The sequence below is a fragment of the Bradyrhizobium dasycarpum genome, from assembly GCF_042019905.1.
GTDB lineage: Bacteria > Pseudomonadota > Alphaproteobacteria > Rhizobiales > Xanthobacteraceae > Bradyrhizobium > Bradyrhizobium japonicum_B.
This window is the reverse complement of sequence record NZ_CP169574.1, coordinates 106,639-127,668: the sequence shown is the minus strand read 5'-3', so window position 1 is coordinate 127,668 and position 21,030 is coordinate 106,639. Positions and strand designations below refer to the sequence as shown.

Genomic DNA, 21,030 nt, shown 5'->3' with positions numbered 1-21,030 from the left:
CGACAGGACAGCGCGCAACCCATCGACCGGCATGGTCAGGCCGCCGTCGACCCGAATTCCGGCACCGCGTCCTTCAGGATGGTCCTGATGGTGGCGCGGTCCTCGCGCGCGACGGCCTGCTCCAGCGCGCCGATCCATTTGCGCAGCGTCTGCATCGGCGGCTCGTTCGGCTGTGCGGCCATGATGCCGGCAATCCCGATCTCGCGGGTCGGCTCCTCGGAGGCGAACAGGATCTCATACAGGCGCTCGCCCGGCCGCATGCCCGTGTACACGATCTCGATGTCGTAGCCGGGCTGCAGTCCGGAGAGGCGGATCATGCGCTCGGCGAGATCGACGATCTTCACCGGCTGGCCCATGTTGAGCACGTAGACCGAGACATCGGGACGCTGCGCGCCGAGCGCGTGCGTGGCCGCGGTGATGACGAGATCGCAGGCTTCGCGGATGGTCATGAAGTAGCGGACCATGTCGGGATGCGTCACCGTGACCGGGCCGCCGGCCTCGATCTGGGCCTTGAACTTCGGCACCACCGAGCCGTTCGATGCCAGCACGTTGCCGAACCGGACCGAGATCAACCGCATCGGCGACCTGGCGCCACCGCTGGCTGCAGCGAGATCGCGATCGAGCGCCTGGCAGTACATCTCGGCAAAGCGCTTGGTGAGGCCGAGCATCGACACCGGCTCGATCGCCTTGTCGGTCGAGATCATCACCATGGCTTCGGCGCCGGCGCTGTGCGCGGCATCGGCGACATTGATCGAGCCGAAGATATTGGTCTTGACGCCCTCGCTCCAGTCGCGCTCGAGGATCGGCACGTGCTTGAGTGCGGCGGCATGGAACACGATATCCGGCCTGAACTCGGCCATCAGGCGCATGATGCGCTCGCGATCGCGAATGTCGGCGATCCGCCCTTCGATCTCGGCTGCCACACCCCGCGCGGCGAACCGTTCCGTGATCGCGTAGAGCGCCGGCTCGGAGTTTTCGACGATGAGGAGCCGCGCGGCGCCGAAAGCGACGACACGCTCGCAGATCTCGGAACCGATCGAGCCGCCGCCGCCGGTGACGATCACCGCCTTGCCGTTGATCAGGGCTTCCAGGCGGGCATAGTCGATCGCCTCGCTCGGCCGCAGCAGGAGATCTTCGACCGCGACGGCGGTGAGCCGCGGCGTGTCGCCGCTCTCGAGCGAGGGCATCCGGTTGACGATTACACCCAACTTGCGCGCCCGCATCAGGACCGATTCCGGATGCGCCTCCGGCTCGAACGCCGACGGAGTCATCACGAGGCGGGCAATCGGCTTGTTGCGTTTGGCGAAGTCCGCAATGATGTCCTCGACATCGTCGATGCCGCCCAGCACCGGCAGGTTGCGGATGAACTGGCCGCGGTCCGAAAACGACGGCGACAAGACGCCGACCGGCCAGATCCGCTTGATCGCCCCGCTCTCGATGCCGCGCAGCAGCACCTCCGCGTCCGCGGCGCGGCCGATCAGCAGCGTCGGCGCGGCATCACCGCCTCTCGCATGGCGCCGCACCCGCGTATAACGGAAATAGCGATAGGTCATGCGCAAGGCGCTGAGGAAGGCGATCTCCAGGAACCAGTAGAGGACGATCGTCGCCTTGCCGAGGAAGAAGGCGCCGCGAACGTTGGGGGCAACGAAGATGTAGTCGAGCACGAGCAGGGCCACCGTCAGCACGGTCGCCGCGCGAATGATGTTCAGCGCGTCAGGCAGCGAGATGAAGCGCCATTTCGTCGTGGTCAGGTTCAAGACGAAGAACACGACGACGCTGAAGACAAGAAAATAGGGCAGGATCTGGAAAAGCAGCGGCAAACGCTCGTAGAAGCCGTCGCCGCCCTCGAATCGCACGTAAAAGGCCGCGAAAAGCGCCGCCGTCGTCGCCAGCACATCGTGGAGCGCGATCAGGAAATTGCGCGAGGTGAGATGCGATAAACGCGTCATCCGCCGACCGATGAAAATCCAGTTAGATGCAACCTGACCGCGCTGATAGCCCATCTGAACCAGACTTGCCAGCCGCGCGGCCGCTCAGGAACCGGCTTCCCCCATCTTCGCCTGGCCCCGTTGTGCCCGGATCACCATGCCGCCCGCCACGCCGACGCCGATGACGTACATCCAGCCCTCATGGAAGTCGAACAGATGGGAATTGAACAGCGATGTGAAGACGTTCTGCACCACCACCAGCAGCCCGATCCAGTTGGCAAGCCCGTCGCCGCGAAACAACAGCAGATGCAGGATCCAGGTCGCATAGAGAATGAGGATGCCGATCGCCCCCCATTGCACGGCAACGTTGAGCGTCTGGTTGTGGGGATTGCCGATCACCTCGGCCGAGGCCCGGTTCTGACCGGCCGGCGCCGCGGCGCGTTCGAACAATCCGCGCGTCGAGCCGGTGCCGTGCCCCATGATCGGCGCCTCTGCCAAGAAGCTCAGCGACTTCCGCCAGAATTCGAGCCGCAGGCCCAGGGAGGTCGCCTCGCCCCTTTCCACATAGCCCGCGTAGTCGTCGGTAAATCTCTCGGCGGTATGGCGCAATTGCGGAGAAGCCTGCCAGGCCAGAACGGCGCCGGCGAGCAGAGCGGCGGAGATGATCGCGATGCTGCGCCATTTGAGGTGGAGCAGCGCGAACACGCCGAGCATGATCGGGATGGTGACGAGCGCGGTACGCGACACCACGACGAAGGTCATGTTGACGAAGAAGCTCAGCGCCAGCGCCGTCAGCAGTCCGGCGAGCCAGTAGCGCTTCTCGCGCAGCAACGTCACGATCGGATAGGCCAGCGCGACCGCGCAAAGCGCGAATTCCTGGCTCTGGTCGATGTAGTTCTTGACGAAGATGCCGCGCTCGGGCGGACCGGACTTGAGCGCGAGGTTGGGGTAGAAGGCGACCAGCCAGGACATCACCGACAACAAGGCGCAGGACACCAGAAAGGCGATGAAGATCCAGTGGCCGCGGGGCGAGCGCTCGAAATGATAGAGCAGCAACGGCAGCACGAGCAGCTTCACGGTCGGATTGACCGCATACAAGCGCGCCCCCCAGGTCGCGTCCGACCAGAGTGTCCCCACCAGCGCCAGCAGCACGAGCGCGATCGGCGCCGCACAGATCGGACGCTTCAAGGACTCCAGGAGCGCGCGGATGTCGAGGAACGGCACGATGCACACCAGCATCAGCGCGTTGAAGATCCCCGCGAGCGAGGTCGACCAGGGCAGCGAGGCCGCGGTCAGGACCGCGAATATATCGACCGTCTCGCGCCAGGCGGCCGGGCTGCGCAGACGGCGAAGCAACCTTTCGCCGGTCGTCTCGCGTGCGAGCACCGTCACTTGCCTCCTCCCCGAGCGCGATGCACCAGTGCCGTCGTGCTGAAGCCCTGGAGGATGTCGACCAGCACGACCGCCCCGCCCGCTTGCTCGACGACCTCGTGGCCCACCACCTGCTCGCGGGTGTAGTCGCCGCCCTTCACCAGCACGCCGGGCTTGATCCGCCTGATCAGGTCGATCGGCGTGTCTTCCTCGAAGATGACGATGAGATCGACGGCCTCCAGCGCGGCCAGTACCTCGGCTCGCGCGCGCTCGTCCTGGACCGGCCGCTCCGCGCCCTTGAGCCGCCGCACCGAGGCGTCGCTGTTGAGGCCCACGATCAGCCGGTCGCAGGCTGCACGCGCCGCGGTCAGCACCTTGACGTGGCCGGGATGCAGGATGTCGAAACAGCCATTGGTGAAGCCGACGCGCTGGCCCTGCCTCTTCCACTCGACGAGCTGGGCGTCGAGCGCGGCCGGATCGAGCACGATCTTTTCCTCGGCCGCGAGACTGGCATGCGGCAGGATCTTGCGGCGCAGCTCGGCCGCGCTCACGCTGGCGGTGCCCTGCTTGCCGACCGCGACGGCGGCCGCGGCGTTGGCCATGCGCAATGCCGTGTCCCAGTCCGCGCCGGCCGCAAGCGACACCGCTAGGGCGGCAGCGACGGTGTCACCGGCCCCAGAGACGTCGCGCACTTTCACCGGGAAAGCCGGAACGTGAACGGCCTCGCCGCTGCGCGGCACCAGCGTCATGCCGTGCTCGCCCTGGGTGACCAGGATCGCCTCGCAATCGGCGAGCCGCATCACGTCCTCGCTGGCATCGACGATGTTCTGCGGTGTGTCGGCGCGGCTGCGCGTCGCTTCCGAAAATTCCTTGCGGTTGGGCGTGAGCAGCGTGGCGCCGCGATAGATCGCCCAGTTCAGGCTCTTGGGATCGACGATTACGGGCTTGCCGAGCTTTCGCGCGGCGTCGATGGTGTGGCGGATGACGCGCGCCGTCAGCACGCCCTTGGCGTAGTCCGAAAGCAGCACGAGGTCGGCGCGCGCGATCTGCGGCAGGATCGCCTCGATCAGCTTGGTCTCGACCTCATCGGATACAGGCGCCGCCTGCTCCCAATCCGCGCGCAGCATGTGCGTGGAAAAATGTTCGGAGACGAAGCGGACCTTTCGCGTGGTCGGGCGCGCGGGATCGCACACCAGCACGCTTTCGATCGCAGCAAGCTCGTCAAGCGCCGTCTTGAGCCGTGCACCGGCATCGTCCTCGCCGACGAGGCCGACGAAGATGCAGCGCGCGCCGAGAGACGCGACGTTGCGCGCGACGTTGCCGGCGCCGCCGATATGGATCTCGCTGCGCTGCGCCGTGATGACTGGCGTCGGCGCTTCCGGCGAAATCCGCGACACCTCGCCATAGACGAACTCGTCCAGCATGATATCGCCGATGCACAGCACCGTGCGGCTTGAGATGGCTTGCGCGAGAGCGTCGAAATCGAGAATGGGCGTCGGCATGGTCAAGGAGCCTCAGCGGAAGCGGTCGGGCCGGTCGAGATAATCCCCGACAAAGGCCTTCACCGCGTCCTCGAGGCGTCGTGAAGCCGCCGTTATAGCCGGCGCGGCGGAGCCGATCGACCTCGCTCTGGGTGAAGTACTGATAGGCCGAACGGATCTGCTCGGGCATGTCGATATATTCGATGTTGGGCTTGGTGCCGAGCGCCGCATAGGCAGCCAGCATCAGGTCCCTGAAGCTGCGTGCCTTGCCGGTTCCGACGTTGAACAGTCCGGACACCGAGGGCGTCGCCAGGAGCCACATGATTACGCGCACAACGTCATCGACATAGATGAAATCGCGGCGCTGATCGCCGTCCTCGATGCCCTCGCGATGCGATTTGAACAATTGCACGACGCGGCCGGCCTTGACGTCGTCGAAGCGGCGCGCCAGCACGCTCATCATCGAGCCTTTGTGGTATTCGTTGGGGCCGAACACGTTGAAGAATTTCAGGCCGACACATTGCGGCGGCAGCGGATCGCCATTTGCCACGCGCCCGGCGACCGCAAGATCGAACATGTGCTTGCTCCAGCCGTAGAGATTCATAGGCCGAAGCTTCTTCAATGCGGGGATCGAAGCGTCGTCGTCGAAACCGCTTTCGCCGTTGCCATAAGTCGCCGCCGAGGAGGCGTAGATGAAGGGCACCACGCTTGCCGTGCACCAGTCGAGAAGGCGCATCGACAGACGGAAATTGGTCTCGAACACGAGGTCGCCGTCGGTCGCCGTGGTCGCGGAAATCGCCCCGAGATGGATCACGCCATCCAGCTTGCGGCCTTTCAGCCAGTCCATCAATTCGGCCGGCGGAACGATATCCACAAGCTGGCGCTTGGCGAGGTTCCGCCACTTGCCGTCGGTGCCGAGCAGATCGCAAACCACGACGTCGCTGCGGCCCGCGTCATTGAGCGCGGCCACGACATTCGACCCGATAAAACCGGCCCCGCCGGTCACCAGCAACATTCCGAAATCCCTGCCCGATTTTTTTGCGATCCGGTCCTGCCGTAGCGCATGAGTCGCTAAAGTGTAAGCGGTTTTGGGATTGAGCGGTTTGCCGGCTTTACCTGCCGGCTGGGAGCGGCTACCGAACCGCCCAAATCATTGCGGCCCCTTCAACGAATGAACCAAAATTCACAGCTTAGTGAAGATCCCGACCAGAGCGATACCCGCCCGATTCTGATCATTCCCTACATGTGGATCGGCGATTTCGTCCGGAATCACACCGTCGTCCGGGTCCTGAAGGAACGCTGGCCCAACCGGCCGGTCGATCTCCTCACCACGTCGCTATGCGCCCCTTTGGTCGATTACATGCCCGGTGTGCGCGAGGGGATCGTCTGGGACCTGCCGCGCGGCCGGCTTGCCGTGGGCCGTCAGCTGGCCTTGGCGAAGCTGCTGCGCGAGCGAAACTACGGCACCGCCCTGGTGCTGCCGCGCACCTGGAAGGCTGCCATCGCGCCCGCTTTGGCCGGTATTCCCGAACGGGTTGGCTTCGTCGGTGAATTCCGGTTCGGCCTGATCAACCGCTGGCGCTGGGGCGAAAAGAGGCTGCCCCGCTTCATCGACAAGAACGCCGCCCTAGCCCAGCCCGACGGGGCCCCCTGCCCCCGGAATGGCCGGTGCCGCAATTGCGGGTCCCGGCCGCGGACATCGTCCGCTGGCGGCAGGCCAACGGCCTCGGCGCCGGAGCTGCGGTGGCGCTCGCTCCCGGCTCCGTGGGCGTCTCAAAGCGCTGGACGTACTATCCCGAGGCTGCCCGCCTGCTGGCCGGGCGCGGGCTGGAGGTGTGGGTGGTCGGCGGCCCCGCGGAAAAGGGCCTCGCCCAGGAGATCGTGGCGGCAGGCGGCCCCGGCGTGCGGGACCTCACCGGCAACGACTTGCGCAACGGCGTGCTGGCCATGGCGGCCGCCGGTGTCGCCATCTCCAACGATTCCGGCCTGATGCACATCGCGGCCGCCCTGGGCACGCCCACCATGGGCATCTTCGGCCCGACCAGCCCCTATCTCTGGGCGCCGCTCAACGGCCTCGCCGCCACCGTGGTCCAGGACAAGGAGGTGCTGTCCTGCCAGCCCTGCCAGAGCACGATCTGCAAGATGAACGACCACAGGTGCATGCGGAATATCGCGGCGAGCGAGGTGGCGGCGATTGCGCAGCGGGTGCTGAGCGAGGCGGGAGCGAAGACGACGACGTGAGCCGGGCGGAGCCTGCGCTGATGGTGACAGCGTTCCGGTGTTTTGTCCTACGTGTCAAACCAGCCTCGCGAAATCGGCAAACTGCGCAGGCGCCAAGCCATTGATTTAGCTGGCCTCGTCTACTGTGCATGGGGTTGTTTTCACAGTTTTTGGTTGGTGGCCCCGAGGGCGGCAGCTCAGAGCAGCGACCGATAGACCTCGCCGATCCGCGCCGCTTCGGCATCGAGGCTGAACTTTGCCAGCACCCGCGCCCGCCCCCGCTCGCCCATCGCCGTCGCAAGCGTCACATCGCGCATCAAAGGCTCCAGGGCCGTCGCCAGCGCGTCGGCATCTCCCGTCGGGATCAGCACGCCGCTCACACCATCCTCGACCACGAGCTCGGCCGCGCCGGCGCGCGCGGCAACCAGTGCGCTGCCGGCCGCCATCGCCTCGATCAGCGTCAGGCCAAAGCCCTCGTTGCGTGAGGTGAAGGCGTAGATCGTCAGCCGCTGGTACCAGCGCTGCACCGCCTCGATTGGCAGCTCGCCGGTGATGACGATGCGCGATTGCAGGCCAGCGGCCTCGATCCGCTTGTTCAGGTCGTTGGCAAAGGGCGTCTGCTCGGCCGTGACCTGGCCGACGATGACCGCGGTGAAATCCGGATAGCGCGGCAACAGGCGGCACATCGCGTCGACGAAGAGGTCTGTGCCCTTCTGCGCACGCACGCGGCCGAAGCAGCCGATGGCATAGCGGCCCGGCAGACCGCTTTCAGCGAAAGCAGCTGCGCGATCGATCGGCGGCGCGTAAACGTCGGTGTCGACGCCGTGCGGGATCACCGTCGCCTTCACCTTCAGAAACGAGGCCGAGATGTCGCTCGTCGCGATGATCGCGTCCATGCGCCGGATCAGCCAGCGCGTGATCCAGCTATGATGCCGCTGCGCCGCCGAGGTGAACACGAGCTTCAAGGGCCAGCCGAGCGCGCGCAGCACGACACCGGCGATCATCTCGTTGTTGCGCCGCGCATGCCAGATCAGCGGCGCCTTGCGGCGCCATAGCCTGAGAAGATCGGCAATGCCGAGCCGCGCGATCCCGGCCGGCGCATCGGAGCCGAACCAGGCGGCGCGATACAGCTTCGCCAGCCGCGGCGCCACCATCCGGTTGGTCGCGGTGACCCCGGAATACCGCCTGTGCAGATTTGGCACGATCACTTCGAGATCGCCGGGGGAATTGGCCACGTCGCGCTCCGTTTGACCGGCCCCCTATACGCAACATTAAGCATAGTGACCAGTTCGGCCGCGCCGATACCCCCTCTTCACCACGCAGACGTTAGCTTGCAGCGTTGATCGAAGACGGGTGAGATCATGACTGTGCTAGTCACCGGCGGCGCCGGCTATATCGGAAGTCACACGGTGCTCGCGCTGGCGGAAGCCGGCGAGGACGTCGTGGTGATCGACGATCTCTCCACCGGTTTCTCCGCCTATCTGCCTGAGGGCGTGCCGTTGTTCATCGGCGATGCCGGCGACGAGAACCTGCTCGAAGGCGTGATCGCGCAGCACGACATTGAAAGCATCATCCATTTCGCGGGGTCGGTCGTCGTGCCGGACTCGATGCGCGATCCGCTCGGCTATTACCGCAACAACTTCATGACCGCGCGCAACCTGCTGAACGTCGCGGTCAAGCGCGGTATCAATCGCTTCATCTTCTCCTCGACCGCCGCCGTCTATGGCAATCCGGACCAGGTCCCGGTGCCCGAGCACGCGCCGACGCGGCCGCTGTCGCCCTACGGCTCGTCGAAGCTGATGACCGAGATCATGCTGCACGACGTCGCCGCCGCCTACGGCATGCAATACGTGACCTTGCGCTATTTCAACGTCGCCGGCGCCGATCCGCACGCTCGCATCGGCCTTGCCACCGTCGGCGCCACGCATCTGCTCAAGATCGCGGTGGAAGCCGCGACCGGCCAGCGCGCCAAGATCGACGTGTTCGGCACCGACTATCCGACCCCCGACGGCAGCTGCATTCGCGACTTCATCCACGTCACGGACCTGTCGCAGGCGCATCGTTCGGCCCTCGCCTATCTGCGCAACGGCGGCGCCTCGACGACGCTGAATTGCGGCTATGGCCGCGGCTATTCGGTACTGGAGACCATCGACGCCGTGCGCCGCGTGTCAGGCCGCAGCTTTGCCGTGCAATACGCGCCGCGCCGGCCGGGCGACATCATGACCATGGTCGCCGACACCAGCCGCATCCGCGGACTGCTGGACTGGAAGCCGCAATACGAGGACCTCGAGACCATCGCGGCCCACGCTTTGGCATGGGAGGACAAGCTGTTCCACGAGCGCCATGGCGAGCTTCGCCACGCCGCCTCGGCCTAGAATCATCCCAAGCGCAAGCCCTTAATTGGGCTTGAAAAACCCCGCTTGAGCGGGCACAGAGGCCCATCGATCCCTGACGCGCGGGCAGGCTTTGTCCTGCGCCGTCAATGGACCCCGGATGGCCCAGTTTCCAAAGAAGATCACCGACGATCCCTATGCGGCAATGGCCCTGGTGCGCCGCCTGGTCACGGAACAGGGGATCGTCTACTGGCGGCGCTACCTCGTTGCCTTCGCGCTGATGGCGGTGGCCGCGGCCGCGACAGCGTGCGCGACCTACGTGCTCGGCCAGGTCATCAACCAGGCCTATGTCGACAAGAACATCCCCGGCATCGCGATGTTCTCGGGGATCACGGTCGCTCTGCTCTTCATCAAGGGCGTGGCCACCTACGGCCACATGGTCATCCTGACCAAGATCTCGAACGCGATCCTCGCCACAAACCAGCGCCAGCTCTTCGCAAAACTGATGCGCGAGAGCGTCGGTTTCTTCTCCGAGCGCCATTCCTCCGAATTCCTGGCGCGGCTGACGGCCGGCGCCAAGTCGATCACCGACGTGCTCAACATGCTGGTCAACGCCATCGGGCGCGACCTCTTGATGCTGCTCGCCATGATCGGCGTGATGGTGTGGCAGGATCCGCTGATGTCGTTCATCGGCCTCGTCGCGGTGCCGCCGGCGATGCTGGTCCTGCGCAAGCTGGTGAAGCGCATCAAGGGTCTCGCCTACAACCAGTTCACCGGCACCGCCGACATCATGGAGACGATGCAGGAATCGCTGCAGGGCATCCGCACGGTCAAGGCGTTCACGCTGGAAGAGATCATGCAGAAACGCATCGACGAGAACATCGCGATCGTCGAGCGCAACGCCAACAAGATGGCGCGCGTCGCCAACCGCTCCAACCCGCTGATGGAGATGCTCGGCGGCTTCGCGGTCGCCGGCTGCCTGATGTACGGCGGCTACAGCGTGGTCGCGCTCAATGCCACGCCCGGCGCGTTCTTCTCCTTCATGACCGCGTTCCTGATGGCGACCGAGCCGGCCAAGCGGCTGGCGCGGCTCAACATCGATCTGAACAGCCAGCTCGTCGGCGCCCGCATGCTGCTCGAAGTCGTCGACAGCCCGGCCAGCGAACGCTCCGACGACGACAAGCCCGCGTTGAAGCTCACCGACGCGCGGATCGAGCTGCGTGACGTCAGCTTCGCCTACCGCGCCGGCGAGACCGTGCTCAACCGCATGAGCTTCGTCGCCGAGCCCGGCAAGGTCACCGCACTGGTCGGCCCCTCCGGCGGCGGCAAATCGACCGTGCTGGCGCTGCTGCTGCGCTTCCATGAGGTGACGCAGGGCGACATCGTGATCGACGGCCAGTCGATCGGCGCGGTCTCGCGCAAATCGCTGCGCTCGCAGACCGCCTATGTCGGCCAGGACGTCTATCTGTTCCGCGACACCATCCGGAGCAACATCGCCTTCGGCAAGCCGGGCGCAAACGAGGACGAGATCATCGAGGCCGCGAAGGCGGCCTGCGCGCATGATTTCATCATGGGCTTCCCGCTCGGCTACGACACCCCGGTCGGCGAGCACGGCACGCAGCTGTCCGGCGGCCAGCGCCAGCGCATCGCGGTGGCGCGCGCGCTGATCAAGAACGCGCCGGTCATCCTCCTGGACGAGGCCACCGCGGCGCTCGATCTGGAGTCCGAGCGGCAGGTGCAGGAAGCGATCGAGCATCTGTGCCGAAACCGCACCACTATCGTGATCGCCCACCGTCTGCACACCATCATGCACGCAGACAGCATCCTGGTGGTCGAGGGTGGCGAGATCGTCGAGCAGGGCCGGCACGACGAACTACTCCGCCGCGGCGGCCGCTACGCCTCGTTCTTCCGCCTGCAACACCACCACGATTCCGGCGCGCTGGCGCCGATCAGCGCAACCGCCTAGAATTCGTTCCACCTCAAGAGCAGCGAGACCGCTTCATGAACGCCGCCTCCTACGTCATCCCGCTTCCGCCCCAGGCTTCGCTTCCCGTCGTCGGGGAAAGCGGCCGTTATCCGGTTCGCCGCATCTGGTGCGTCGGCCGCAATTATCTCGAGCACATCCGCGAGATGGGCAATGACGAGCGCGCCCCGCCGTTCTTCTTCGCCAAGCATGCCGACATGCTGGTGCCCGATGGCGCCACGATTCCCTATCCGCCGCTGACCAAGGATCTGCATCACGAGGTCGAGCTGATCGTGGCCATGAAGAGCGGTGGCCTCAACATCCCCGCCGACAAGGCGCTCGATCACGTCTACGGCTACGCCGTCGGCATCGATCTCACCCGCCGCGACCTCCAGATCGCCTCGCGCAAGAAGGAGCGCCCCTGGGAGATCGGCAAGTCGTTCGACGGCTCCGCTCCCTGCTCGGCGATTCAGCCGGCCGCCAAGATCGGCCATCCCGCCAAAGGCAAGATCTGGCTCACGGTCAACGGCAAGGAAGCCCAGAAGGGCGACCTCACCGAGCTGATCTGGAACGTACCCGAGATCATCTGGCAGCTCTCGCAACAGGTGAAGCTTGCCGCCGGCGATATCATCATGACCGGCACTCCGGCCGGCGTGTCGCAGCTCCAACCCGGCGACAAGCTCGAATGCGGCGTCGACGGCGTCGGCACGCTGAAGGTGTCGATCGGCCAGCCGGAATAAGTGCGAACGTAGGGCGGATTAGCGAAGCGTAATCCGCCACCTTCGCGCGGCAATCGGTGACGTCGATTATTGCTCGACTGTACGGCGGACTACGCTTCGCTGATCCGCCCTACGACACTACCAGGGCCTTCACCGGCCGATTGGCATGGCTGTCTGCGGCACGCCGCAAGGTGGCCATCACCTGCTCCACATTCGGCAATTTGATCGCGGCAAAGTTTGTTGCCATGGGCCGGACGATCCAGCAAGATTTCAAGCCCGAGACCACTCGATCGCGATAGGGTAGCGTCGCAGCCGGGTCCGATGCTTCGGCATGACCGGCCCGACTTGACGGAGCCAGATTCATGAACCGCCTCCTTCTGCTTGCCGCCTCTCTCCTCCTCGCCGGCAGTGCCGCCAGCGCCCAGTCCAGCCACCCTTATGCCGGCATGGAAAGGCGCCCGATCAAGGCGCTGTCACAGCAGCAGATCGACGATCTTCGCGCCGGACGCGGTATGGGCCTGGCTCTTGCTGCGGAGCTCAATGGATATCCCGGTCCCAGCCACGTGCTCGAGCTCGGCGATAGCCTCAACTTGACAGCCGATCAACGCATCGAGGTCCGGCGACTGTTCGATGCCATGAAACAGGAAACCGTTCCGCTGGGTCACAAGCTCGTCGAACAAGAGCGAGCGCTGGAAGACCTTTTCTCGTCCCGTGCGGTCACGTCGGAAGCGCTCAAGACGAGCATCGGGGCCATTGCCGAAACCCAGGGACAGCTCCGCGAGAGCCATCTCAAATATCATCTGTCGACCGCCGCCGTGCTCAATCAGAGCCAGATGCAGCGATATGCAGAGTTGCGAGGCTACCAGCGTCCCGACAGCGCCGCAGGGCACAAGCACCACCACTGAAAACTCTGACGGCAGGTAAAGTCCTGCGATCGTAGGGCGGATTAGCGAGGCGTCATCCGCCAACGCTTTGCGCGACATCGGACGCGTCGATTGTCGATGCACCGAATGGCGGATTACGCCAGCGAATTGCGTTCGCGCAGCCCGCAAGCTAATCCGCCCTACGCACCGACATCATTTCAGCGCCGAATACACGATGAGGCCGAGGATCAGCGCCGCCAGAGCGTATTTCAGCGTGTAGTAGACGTTGCGGTTCCACTCCTTGACCTTGCGGCTGGCGAGATGGATCTCGTAGAGCTTGCCGAACACCTTGTTGAGCACGCCGACATTCTCGCCCTCGACGTTCTGGGTCGCCGACGCCTTGACGATGTGATGGCTGACCCAGCGGTTGATTGCGGTCATGAAGCCGAACTTCATCGGGCGCTCGACGTCGCAGAACAGAATGATGCGGTTGACGTCGGTCGCATTCTCGGCGCTGTGAATAAAGGTCTCGTCGAACATGAAGGCTTCGCCGTCGCGCCAGACGCATTCGACGCCGTCGACCAGGATGCGGCACTTGTTCGAGTTCGGCGTTACCAGGCCGAGGTGATAGCGCAGCGAGCCCGCGAAGGGGTCTCGGTGCGCACCCAGCTTGCCGCCCGGCGGCAACATCGCGAACATCGCGCCGTGCACGCTCGGGATCGACTTGAGCAGCTCAACCGTCTTCGGGCACAACGTATTCGCCGAGGGCAGGAAGTCGTCATACCATTTCAGGTAAAACCGTTTCCAGCCGCTCTTGAAGAACGAGTAGAAACCCCAGTCATTGTTCTTGGCCGCCGCGCGGATAAAACCTTCGTCGAACAGGCGCACGGCCTCGTCGCGGATGGTCTCCCAATTCTCGCTCAGCGGCTTCAGCTCCGGAAACTGCTCGACCGGGATCACCGGCTTGTTCGGCACCGCCGAGCCCGCATACATCAGCACATTGTAAGGTGCCAGATAGGTCGAGTGATCGCCGAGCTGGCGGGCAAAACGCAGCCGCTGCTTGCCGCGGAAGTGAACGTAAATCGTCGAGGCCGCCAGCACGTAAAGAATGACAAGTTGCGGCGCAAAAAGCTGTTTCAACATCTCCCCGTTCCCCAGTGAACCCAGCCGGGGACGTCATCTACTCCGGCCGAACGTGTGCGACAAGATACTCGCTGCTGGGTTGCGTTCACACTGGGGAGAGCAGATTGGCGGACCTGGGGCGGTCAATCGACCCAGGTCACGCCCGGGACAGCGCCTGGAGACCCTTGAAGGTCAGGCGCTTGGGATCGGTGACGCCGGCCAGATAGAGACGGCGGATGAAGGCGATGACGGCATCGCGGTCGCAATCGGTCAGCGCGACGACGGCATCGACGGCGATTCTCTGGGCTTCCATTGGGCTCACCTCGGCCTTGCGAGTAACCCCGGCCGAGACAGGCTAGGATTGATCCGTAAATTCGGCGTTAACCGTTCGGGAACATGGCCCGATTCAGCGAGGCGGCCGTATACGCAAAACAACGCATTGCCAGGCGCCGGCCGCTCAGCGCGCCTTGATGCTCTTCCTCAGCTGCGAAAACTGCTTCTTCAGCCGGGGCACGGCAAAATCGGCGAAGGCGCGCACCTTCGGCACCGCGAGCCGGCCCTGCGGGCAAATCAGGTGGGCCGGCATTTCAGGATCCGCATCACCAGCCAGTACAATCTCGAGGCTCGCCGCGGGCGACCTGCTCGGCCACCTGGTACGAATACATCCGCGCAACGCCGCGCCCAGCGACCGTGGAGGCTACCGCCGCATAGGTGCTGTTGACGACAAGCCGAGGTGTGAACTGAACCGTGCGCGGCACTGACGTGCCGGCCTGCGGGGCAAAGGTCCAGGAATTGGGCAGGTGCGCCATCGCCACGATCTGGTGCTTGGCGAGATCGCCGGGCTCGTTGATGTGTGGATGCTGCTTGAGATAGCGCGGTGCTGCCACGACGATGCGGCTGATCTCGCCGACTCGCATCGCGATCATCGCAGAATCCGCGAGAGGCCCGATGCGAAGCGCGATATCGATGCCCTCTTCGATCAGGTTGACCGCCCGGTCGAACAACAGCAGCTTGGCCGACACGGTCGGATAAGCATCGAGGAACGCATCGAGGATCGGCCGCAAGACCATTTCCCCCGAGACCACCGGAGCCGTGATCGTGAGCAGGCCGCGCGGTGCGGTGCGCGGTCCAGCCGCGATGTCATCCGCTTCCTCGAGCTCGGCGAGCACACGGCGGCAAATCGCGGCATAGCGTTCCCCCTCCTCGCTCAGCTTGATCGCGCGAGTCGTCCGGTGCAGCAGTACGGCGCCGACGCGTTCTTCCAAAACGCGATGGCCCGGCTCACCGCAGCCGGCGAGCGGCCGAGCTTGCGCCCGGCGCCAGCCAAGCTGCCCTCGTCCACGGCCAGGACGAACACTTTCATCGCATCAAGACGATCCATTCCCTTCCCGTCGCCCCCTGAGCTTCCGCTCGCAGGCTAGGCGCTCGCCGCAAGCTCGACAACCACCGCCGGGGCGGCCGCCCCCGCATTCGTTCGCGCGGCGAAAGAGTGTCTGCCGGACAGCGGATATTCGCGACCGGCCCGTCGCAGCGTACCTCAGCACGCAAGCCGGCCGCTGCCGGCACAGATTCTCCAGAGGCAACAACAGGAGCCCATCATGGGTATCGAGCAGAAGGTCGCCATCGTCACCGGTGCATCGCAGGGCATCGGCGCCGCATTGGTGCAGGGTTTTCGCGATCGCAACTACCGCGTCGTCGCCACGGCGCGCTCCATCAAGCCGTCTGGCGACGATGATGTCCTCGCCGTTCCCGGCGACATCGCCGACCGTTCCACTGCCGAGCGCGTAGTCTCACAGGCGATCGGCCGCTTCGGCCGGGTCGACACGCTGGTCAACAACGCCGGCATCTTCGTCGCAAAGCCGTTCACGCAATACACGGCCGAGGACTATGCGGCGGTGATGGGAACGAACGTCGCGGGCTTCTTCAACATCACGCAGCTCGCCATCGCCGAGATGGAGAAGCAGGGATCCGGCCACGTGGTGCAGATCACGACCACGCTGGCGGATCAGGCCAATTCGAACGTACCCTCCGTGCTGGCCTCGCTGAGCAAGGGTGGATTGAACGCCGCGACCAAGTCGCTCGCGATCGAATACGCCAAGCGCGGCATCCGGGTGAACGCGGTCTCGCCCGGCATCATCAAGTCGCCGATGCATCCGGTCGCAACGCATGCGCAGCTCAGTGCGCTGCACCCGGTCGGCCACATGGGCGAGGTGTCCGATATCGTCGACGCGGTCCTCTATCTCGAGGGGGCCTCCTTCGTTACCGGCGAGATCCTGCACGTCGACGGCGGGCAGAGCGCCGGACATTGAGACGAGAAGACGCACGATGCCCATCGTCACCATTCAAGTGACCCGCGAGGGAACGACGCCGGGAGCGACGTCGCTCTCGGCGGCGGAGAAGGCCGCACTGATCGAGGGTTCGAGCCAGCTCCTGCTCGATGTGCTCGGCAAGCCGCTGGAGTCCACCTTCGTCGTGATCGAGGAAGTCGATACCGCCAATTGGGGCTGGGGCGGGCTGCCCGTGCAGGAATTCCGACGCCGGCGCGCTGCCCAGACGGGATGATCGGCCGGTCATGCGCGCAAGGGGGGCGCCGTGACCGAGGCAGACACGAAGCAGTCCGTCGCGCCCCGGCCGAAACCGCATTGCGAAGGGGGCGCCGTCAGGAGTAGCGCATCACGCCGTCGTCGATCCGGCCGAAGCGCAGGGACACGATGTCGAGCGCGTAGTTCTGGTACAGCCGCCACGGCCGCTTCGAGCCCTGCTTCGGCATCTTGGCCACCGAGCGCTGCACATAGCCCGAGGTAAAATCCAGCGACGGCTGCGCTGTGATGGTCGAATCGTCGTTGTGCGGCACGCATTGACGGAAATTGTGCCGGTCCATGTAGTTGATGAGACGGCAGACATATTCGCAGGTGAGATCGCATTTCAGCGTCCAGGACGCGTTGGTGTAGCCGAAGGCCGAAGCCATGTTGGGCACGTCGGCATACATCATGCCCTTGTAGGTCAGGGTATTGGCAAAATCGACGGCGCGGCCGTCGACACTGACCTCGAGGCCGCCGACGACCTGGAGCACCAATCCGGTCGCCGTCACGATGATGTCGGCCGCAAGCTCGCTTCCGTCCTTCAGGCGGATGCCGTCACGCGTGAACGTGTCGATCTCGTTGGTCACGACGCTGGCGCGCTGCTCGCGGATCGCCTCGAAGAGGTCGCCGTCCGGCACCAGGCACAGCCGCTGGTCCCAGGGATTGTAGCGCGGGGTGAAATGGGTTGCGACGTCGTAGTCGGGACCGAGCGCCATTCGCACACCCTTGAGGATGAGGTCCTTGACCTTCGCGGGCTTGCGCCGGCTGAGCTGGAAGAAGAACATCCCCCACATCACGTTGCGCCAGCGGATCAAATGATAGGCCAGCCGCGCCGGGAGGTTGCGCCGCAATTTGTTGGCGAGCGGATCCTGCGCCGGCCGCGATACCACATAGGTCGGCGAGCGCTGCAGCATGGTGACCTGCGCCGCCTTCTTGGCGAGCTCCGGCACCAGCGTGACCGCGGTCGCGCCCGAGCCGATCACGACGACGCGCTTGCCCGCATAGTCGATGTCCTCGGTCCATTTCTGCGGATGGACGATGCGGCCGGCAAAATCAGCAACGCCCTTGAACTCCGGCGTGTAGCCCGCCTCGTATTTGTAGTAGCCCGAGCACATGAAGAGGAAATTGCAGGTCAAGCGAACCAGCTCGCTCGCGCCCTCTTCCGTGATGCGCTCGGCTTCGACGGTCCAGCGTGCCTCGCTGGTCGACCAGGAAGCGCGCTTGACGCGATGGCGGAAGCGGATGTGCTTGTCGATGCCGTTCTCGCTGGCTGTCTCGCGCACATAGTTCAGGATCTGCGGCCCGTCGGCGATCGCCTTCGGGTCGGTCCACGGCTTGAACGAATAGCCGAGCGTGAACATGTCGCTGTCGGAGCGGATGCCGGGATAGCGGAACAGGTCCCAGGTGCCGCCGATGCAGTCGCGTCCCTCCAGGATGACGTAGCTCTTGGTCGGACACCTGGTTTGCAAATGATAGCCCGCGCCGATGCCTGATAGCCCGGCACCGACGATGAGGACGTCGAAATGTTCTTGTTGCATGGTTTCCTCCGCCGGGGAGGATTGTCCGCCCGCCGCTGCTGGCCGTCAATTGGCAATCGGCCGTGTCGCGAACGCAAAGCGAGTTGAATTCCATGCGCCGAAACAAATGAAGCCCCGGATCACTCCGAGGCTTCGCGTCGATGGTCGATCAGATCACTCGATCAGTAGCGGTAATGGTCGCTCTTGTACGGGCCTTCCTGCTTCACGCCGATGTAGTCGGCCTGGTCCTTGCGCAGCTCGGTGAGCTTGACGCCGATCTTGGCGAGGTGCAGGCGGGCGACCTTCTCGTCGAGGGTCTTCGGCAGCACATAGACTTCCTTCTTGTACTTGCCGTCCTTGTTGTTGGCGAACAGCTCGATCTGCGCCAGCGTCTGGTTGGTGAAGGACGCCGACATCACGAAGGACGGATGGCCCATCGCGTTGCCGAGATTCACGAGACGGCCTTCCGACAGCAGGATGATGCGGTGCTTGTCAGGGAATTCGATTTCGTCGACCTGCGGCTTGATGTTGGTCCACTTCAGGTTACGCAGACCCGCGATCTGGATCTCGTTGTCGAAGTGACCGATGTTGCAGACGATGGCGCGATCCTTCATCGCGCGCATGTGCTCGATGGTGATGATGTCCTTGTTGCCGGTCGCGGTGACGAAGATGTCGGCACGGGGAGCCGCGTCTTCCATGGTCACGACCTCGTAGCCTTCCATCGCGGCCTGCAGCGCGCAGATCGGATCGACTTCCGACACCATGACGCGGCAGCCGGCCTGGCGCAGCGAGGCGGCCGAACCCTTGCCGACGTCGCCGAAGCCGGCGACCATCGCGACCTTGCCCGACATCATCACGTCGGTGCCGCGGCGGATGCCGTCGACCAGCGATTCACGGCAGCCATAGAGGTTGTCGAACTTCGACTTGGTGACGCTGTCATTGACGTTGATGGCGGGCCACAGCAGCGTGCCGGCCTTCTGCATGTCGTAGAGACGATGCACGCCCGTGGTGGTCTCTTCCGAAACGCCCTTGATGCTCTCGGCAATCGCGGCGAAGTAACCCTTCGGCTTCTCCTTGAGCTGCTTCTTCAGCAGCGCGAAGAAGACTTCCTCTTCTTCGGAGCCGGGCTTGTCGAGGAAGGCGGTGTCACCCTTCTCGGCGCGCAGGCCGAGATGCACATACATGGTGGCGTCACCGCCGTCATCGAGGATCATGTTCGGGTGACCGCCGCCGTGCCAGTCGAACAGCTTCGCGGTGTAGTCCCAGTACTCGGTCAGCGTCTCGCCCTTGACGGCGAAGACGGGAATGCCGGCGGCCGCGATCGCGGCGGCGGCGTGATCCTGCGTCGAATAGATGTTGCAGGAGACCCAGCGGATGTCGGCGCCGAGTGCGGCCAGCGTCTCGATCAGCACGCCGGTCTGGATCGTCATGTGCAGCGAGCCGGCGATGCGGGCGCCCTTCAGCGGCTGCTTCGGGCCGTACTCCTCGCGGGTGGCCATCAGGCCGGGCATCTCGGTCTCGGCCAGCGAGAGCTCCTTGCGGCCGAAATCGGCGAGCGAAATGTCCTTGACGATGTAATCGGTGAAGCCGGGCTTCGCGTTCATAGGAGGTTCCTGTTTGTTTGGCTCGTCATTCCAGGGCGCTGGTGAAGCGAGCGAACCTGGAATCCGGAAGTGCGAGATTCCGGGTTCGCCGCGGTTGCGGCGCCCCGGAATGACGCAAGTGACTTAGAGCGCGCGCTTGAGCTGCTCGACGAGGTCGGTCTTCTCCCAGGAGAAGCCGCCCTCGTTGTCTGGCGTGCGGCCGAAATGGCCGTAGGCCGAGGTGCGCGCGTAGATCGGACGGTTGAGGTCGAGATGGGTGCGGATGCCGCGGGGCGTCAGATCCATCGCCTGCGCCGCCGCCTTCTCGAAGCTGCTCCTCCGGCACCTTACCGGTGCCATGGGTGTCGATGTAGATCGACAGCGGACGCGCCACGCCGATGGCGTAGGCGAGCTGCAGCGTGCAGCGGTCGGCCAGGCCAGCGGCAACGATGTTCTTGGCGACGTAGCGGGCGGCATAGGCCGCCGAACGGTCGACCTTGGTCGGATCCTTGCCGGAGAACGCACCGCCGCCATGCGGGGCCGCGCCACCATAGGTGTCGACGATGATCTTGCGGCCGGTCAGGCCGGAATCACCGTCCGGGCCGCCGATGTAGAACTTGCCGGTGGGGTTGATGTGCCAGATCGTCTTCGGCGTGATCCAGTCCTTCGGCAGCGCCTCGCGCACATAGGGCTCGACGATCTCGCGGACCTGGTTCGAGGTGAGGTCCGGAACCAGATGCTGGTGCGAGACCACGATCTCGCGCACGGCCACCGGCTTGCCGTTCTCGTACTGCACGGTGACCTGGCTCTTGGAATCCGGTCCGAGCACCTTCTCCTTGCCGGAGTGGCGGGCTTCGGAGATCAGGCGGAGGATCTTGTGGGCATAGAAGATCGGCGCCGGCATCAGATCGGGCGTCTCGTTGGTGGCGTAACCGAACATGATGCCCTGGTCGCCCGCGCCCTCTTCCTTGACCTCGCCCGGCTGCAGCGCATCGACGCCCTGGGCGATGTCGGCCGACTGCGGATGCAGCAGGATCTCGATGTCGCAGGTCTTCCAGTGGAAGCCTTCCTGCTCGTAGCCGATGTCCTTGATCGCACCGCGGACGACGCCCTCGATCTGCTCGTTGGTCACCGACTTGGGACCACGGGTCTCACCCGCAATCACCACCTTGTTGGTGGTGGCGAGCGTCTCGCAGGCGGCGCGGATCTGCCAGGGGTCGATGCCGGCCTTCGGGCCTTCGCGGTAGAACAGATCGACGATCTCGTCGGAAATGCGGTCGCAGACCTTGTCCGGATGACCCTCGGACACGGACTCGCTGGTGAAGAGATAGGACGCGCGCATCAGTAA

At 64.7% G+C, this 21,030-nt stretch carries 15 protein-coding genes and 4 pseudogenes; 7 read left to right on the top strand and 12 right to left on the bottom strand.

The window, feature by feature from the left end; translation table 11 throughout:
• Window positions 1–35: 35 nt before the first annotated feature.
• The 4 genes and pseudogenes from ACETMP_RS00580 to rfaD all read right to left on the bottom strand — a co-directional run bounded on the left by ACETMP_RS00580 (window position 36) and on the right by rfaD (window position 5,795).
• Window positions 36–1,949 (bottom strand): SDR family NAD(P)-dependent oxidoreductase, encoded by a 1,914-nt coding sequence (locus ACETMP_RS00580; RefSeq protein WP_375159527.1) that lies wholly within the window; start codon window positions 1,947–1,949, stop codon window positions 36–38.
• 84 nt (window positions 1,950–2,033) lie between these two features.
• Window positions 2,034–3,320 carry an O-antigen ligase family protein gene (locus tag ACETMP_RS00575; RefSeq protein WP_375159526.1) on the bottom strand — a complete coding sequence of 429 codons (1,287 nt, stop codon included), beginning with the start codon at window positions 3,318–3,320 and terminating at the stop codon, window positions 2,034–2,036.
• A complete protein-coding gene (rfaE1, locus tag ACETMP_RS00570) occupies window positions 3,317–4,801 on the bottom strand; it encodes a D-glycero-beta-D-manno-heptose-7-phosphate kinase (protein ID WP_375159525.1) in 1,485 nt (494 codons plus the stop codon). The genes ACETMP_RS00575 and rfaE1 overlap by 4 nt, the downstream gene beginning before the upstream one ends.
• Window positions 4,802–4,813: 12 nt before the next feature.
• Window positions 4,814–5,795 (bottom strand): annotated as a pseudogene (gene rfaD, locus ACETMP_RS00565) (ADP-glyceromanno-heptose 6-epimerase).
• A 156-nt stretch (window positions 5,796–5,951) separates the two neighbouring features.
• Between rfaD and waaF the strand changes: the two are divergent.
• Window positions 5,952–7,021 (top strand): annotated as a pseudogene (gene waaF, locus ACETMP_RS00560) (lipopolysaccharide heptosyltransferase II).
• Between the two features lie 176 nt (window positions 7,022–7,197).
• Here waaF and ACETMP_RS00555 read toward each other — a convergent pair.
• Window positions 7,198–8,235: a glycosyltransferase family 4 protein gene (locus ACETMP_RS00555; protein ID WP_375159524.1), complete on the bottom strand. Its 1,038-nt coding sequence runs from the start codon at window positions 8,233–8,235 to the stop codon at window positions 7,198–7,200.
• A 126-nt stretch (window positions 8,236–8,361) separates the two neighbouring features.
• On the opposite strand from ACETMP_RS00555, the gene galE reads away from it, so the two are divergent.
• The 3 genes from galE (at window position 8,362) to ACETMP_RS00540 (ending at window position 12,036) form a co-directional block, all read left to right on the top strand.
• A complete protein-coding gene (gene galE, locus ACETMP_RS00550) occupies window positions 8,362–9,375 on the top strand; it encodes a UDP-glucose 4-epimerase GalE (RefSeq protein ID WP_028137556.1) in 1,014 nt (337 codons plus the stop codon).
• 118 nt (window positions 9,376–9,493) lie between these two features.
• Window positions 9,494–11,299, top strand: coding sequence for an ABC transporter ATP-binding protein (locus ACETMP_RS00545; protein WP_375159523.1), 1,806 nt, complete (start codon window positions 9,494–9,496; stop codon window positions 11,297–11,299).
• Window positions 11,300–11,334: 35 nt separating this feature from the next.
• The gene (locus ACETMP_RS00540) at window positions 11,335–12,036 is read left to right on the top strand and encodes a fumarylacetoacetate hydrolase family protein (RefSeq protein ID WP_375159522.1); all 702 of its coding nucleotides are present in this window, start codon (window positions 11,335–11,337) and stop codon (window positions 12,034–12,036) included.
• 109 nt (window positions 12,037–12,145) lie between these two features.
• On the opposite strand, the gene ACETMP_RS00535 is transcribed toward ACETMP_RS00540, so the two are convergent.
• The gene (locus ACETMP_RS00535; RefSeq protein ID WP_375159521.1) at window positions 12,146–12,379 is read right to left on the bottom strand and encodes a hypothetical protein; all 234 of its coding nucleotides are present in this window, start codon (window positions 12,377–12,379) and stop codon (window positions 12,146–12,148) included.
• On the opposite strand from ACETMP_RS00535, the gene ACETMP_RS00530 reads away from it, so the two are divergent.
• Window positions 12,378–12,920, top strand: a complete 543-nt coding sequence (locus ACETMP_RS00530) for a Spy/CpxP family protein refolding chaperone (protein WP_375159520.1) — start codon at window positions 12,378–12,380, stop codon at window positions 12,918–12,920. The two genes, ACETMP_RS00535 and ACETMP_RS00530, sit on opposite strands and share 2 nt — an antisense overlap.
• 171 nt (window positions 12,921–13,091) lie before the next feature.
• Here the strand turns inward: ACETMP_RS00530 and ACETMP_RS00525 are convergent, their stop codons facing one another.
• The 3 genes and pseudogenes from ACETMP_RS00525 to ACETMP_RS00515 form a co-directional block, all read right to left on the bottom strand.
• Window positions 13,092–14,021, bottom strand: a complete 930-nt coding sequence (locus ACETMP_RS00525; protein WP_375159519.1) for an aspartyl/asparaginyl beta-hydroxylase domain-containing protein — start codon at window positions 14,019–14,021, stop codon at window positions 13,092–13,094.
• A gap of 136 nt (window positions 14,022–14,157) precedes the next feature.
• A complete protein-coding gene (locus tag ACETMP_RS00520) occupies window positions 14,158–14,313 on the bottom strand; it encodes a hypothetical protein (protein WP_007612486.1) in 156 nt (51 codons plus the stop codon).
• 144 nt (window positions 14,314–14,457) lie between these two features.
• Window positions 14,458–15,381 (bottom strand): annotated as a pseudogene (locus ACETMP_RS00515) (LysR family transcriptional regulator).
• A gap of 217 nt (window positions 15,382–15,598) precedes the next feature.
• Between ACETMP_RS00515 and ACETMP_RS00510 the strand changes: the two are divergent.
• Both ACETMP_RS00510 and ACETMP_RS00505 read left to right on the top strand, forming a co-directional pair.
• Entirely contained in the window at window positions 15,599–16,309 is a 711-nt protein-coding gene (locus ACETMP_RS00510; RefSeq protein WP_375159518.1) for an SDR family NAD(P)-dependent oxidoreductase, read from the top strand.
• A 16-nt stretch (window positions 16,310–16,325) separates the two neighbouring features.
• Window positions 16,326–16,562 (top strand): 4-oxalocrotonate tautomerase family protein, encoded by a 237-nt coding sequence (locus tag ACETMP_RS00505; protein ID WP_375159517.1) that lies wholly within the window; start codon window positions 16,326–16,328, stop codon window positions 16,560–16,562.
• A gap of 97 nt (window positions 16,563–16,659) precedes the next feature.
• On the opposite strand, the gene ACETMP_RS00500 is transcribed toward ACETMP_RS00505, so the two are convergent.
• From ACETMP_RS00500 to metK, 3 genes and pseudogenes are all read right to left on the bottom strand, one after another.
• Window positions 16,660–18,120, bottom strand: coding sequence for a flavin-containing monooxygenase (locus tag ACETMP_RS00500; RefSeq protein ID WP_375159516.1), 1,461 nt, complete (start codon window positions 18,118–18,120; stop codon window positions 16,660–16,662).
• A gap of 161 nt (window positions 18,121–18,281) precedes the next feature.
• Window positions 18,282–19,703, bottom strand: coding sequence for an adenosylhomocysteinase (gene ahcY, locus ACETMP_RS00495; protein ID WP_028137566.1), 1,422 nt, complete (start codon window positions 19,701–19,703; stop codon window positions 18,282–18,284).
• Window positions 19,704–19,826: 123 nt separating this feature from the next.
• A pseudogene (gene metK, locus ACETMP_RS00490) lies at window positions 19,827–21,024 on the bottom strand (methionine adenosyltransferase).
• Between the last annotated feature and the right edge of the window lie 6 nt (window positions 21,025–21,030).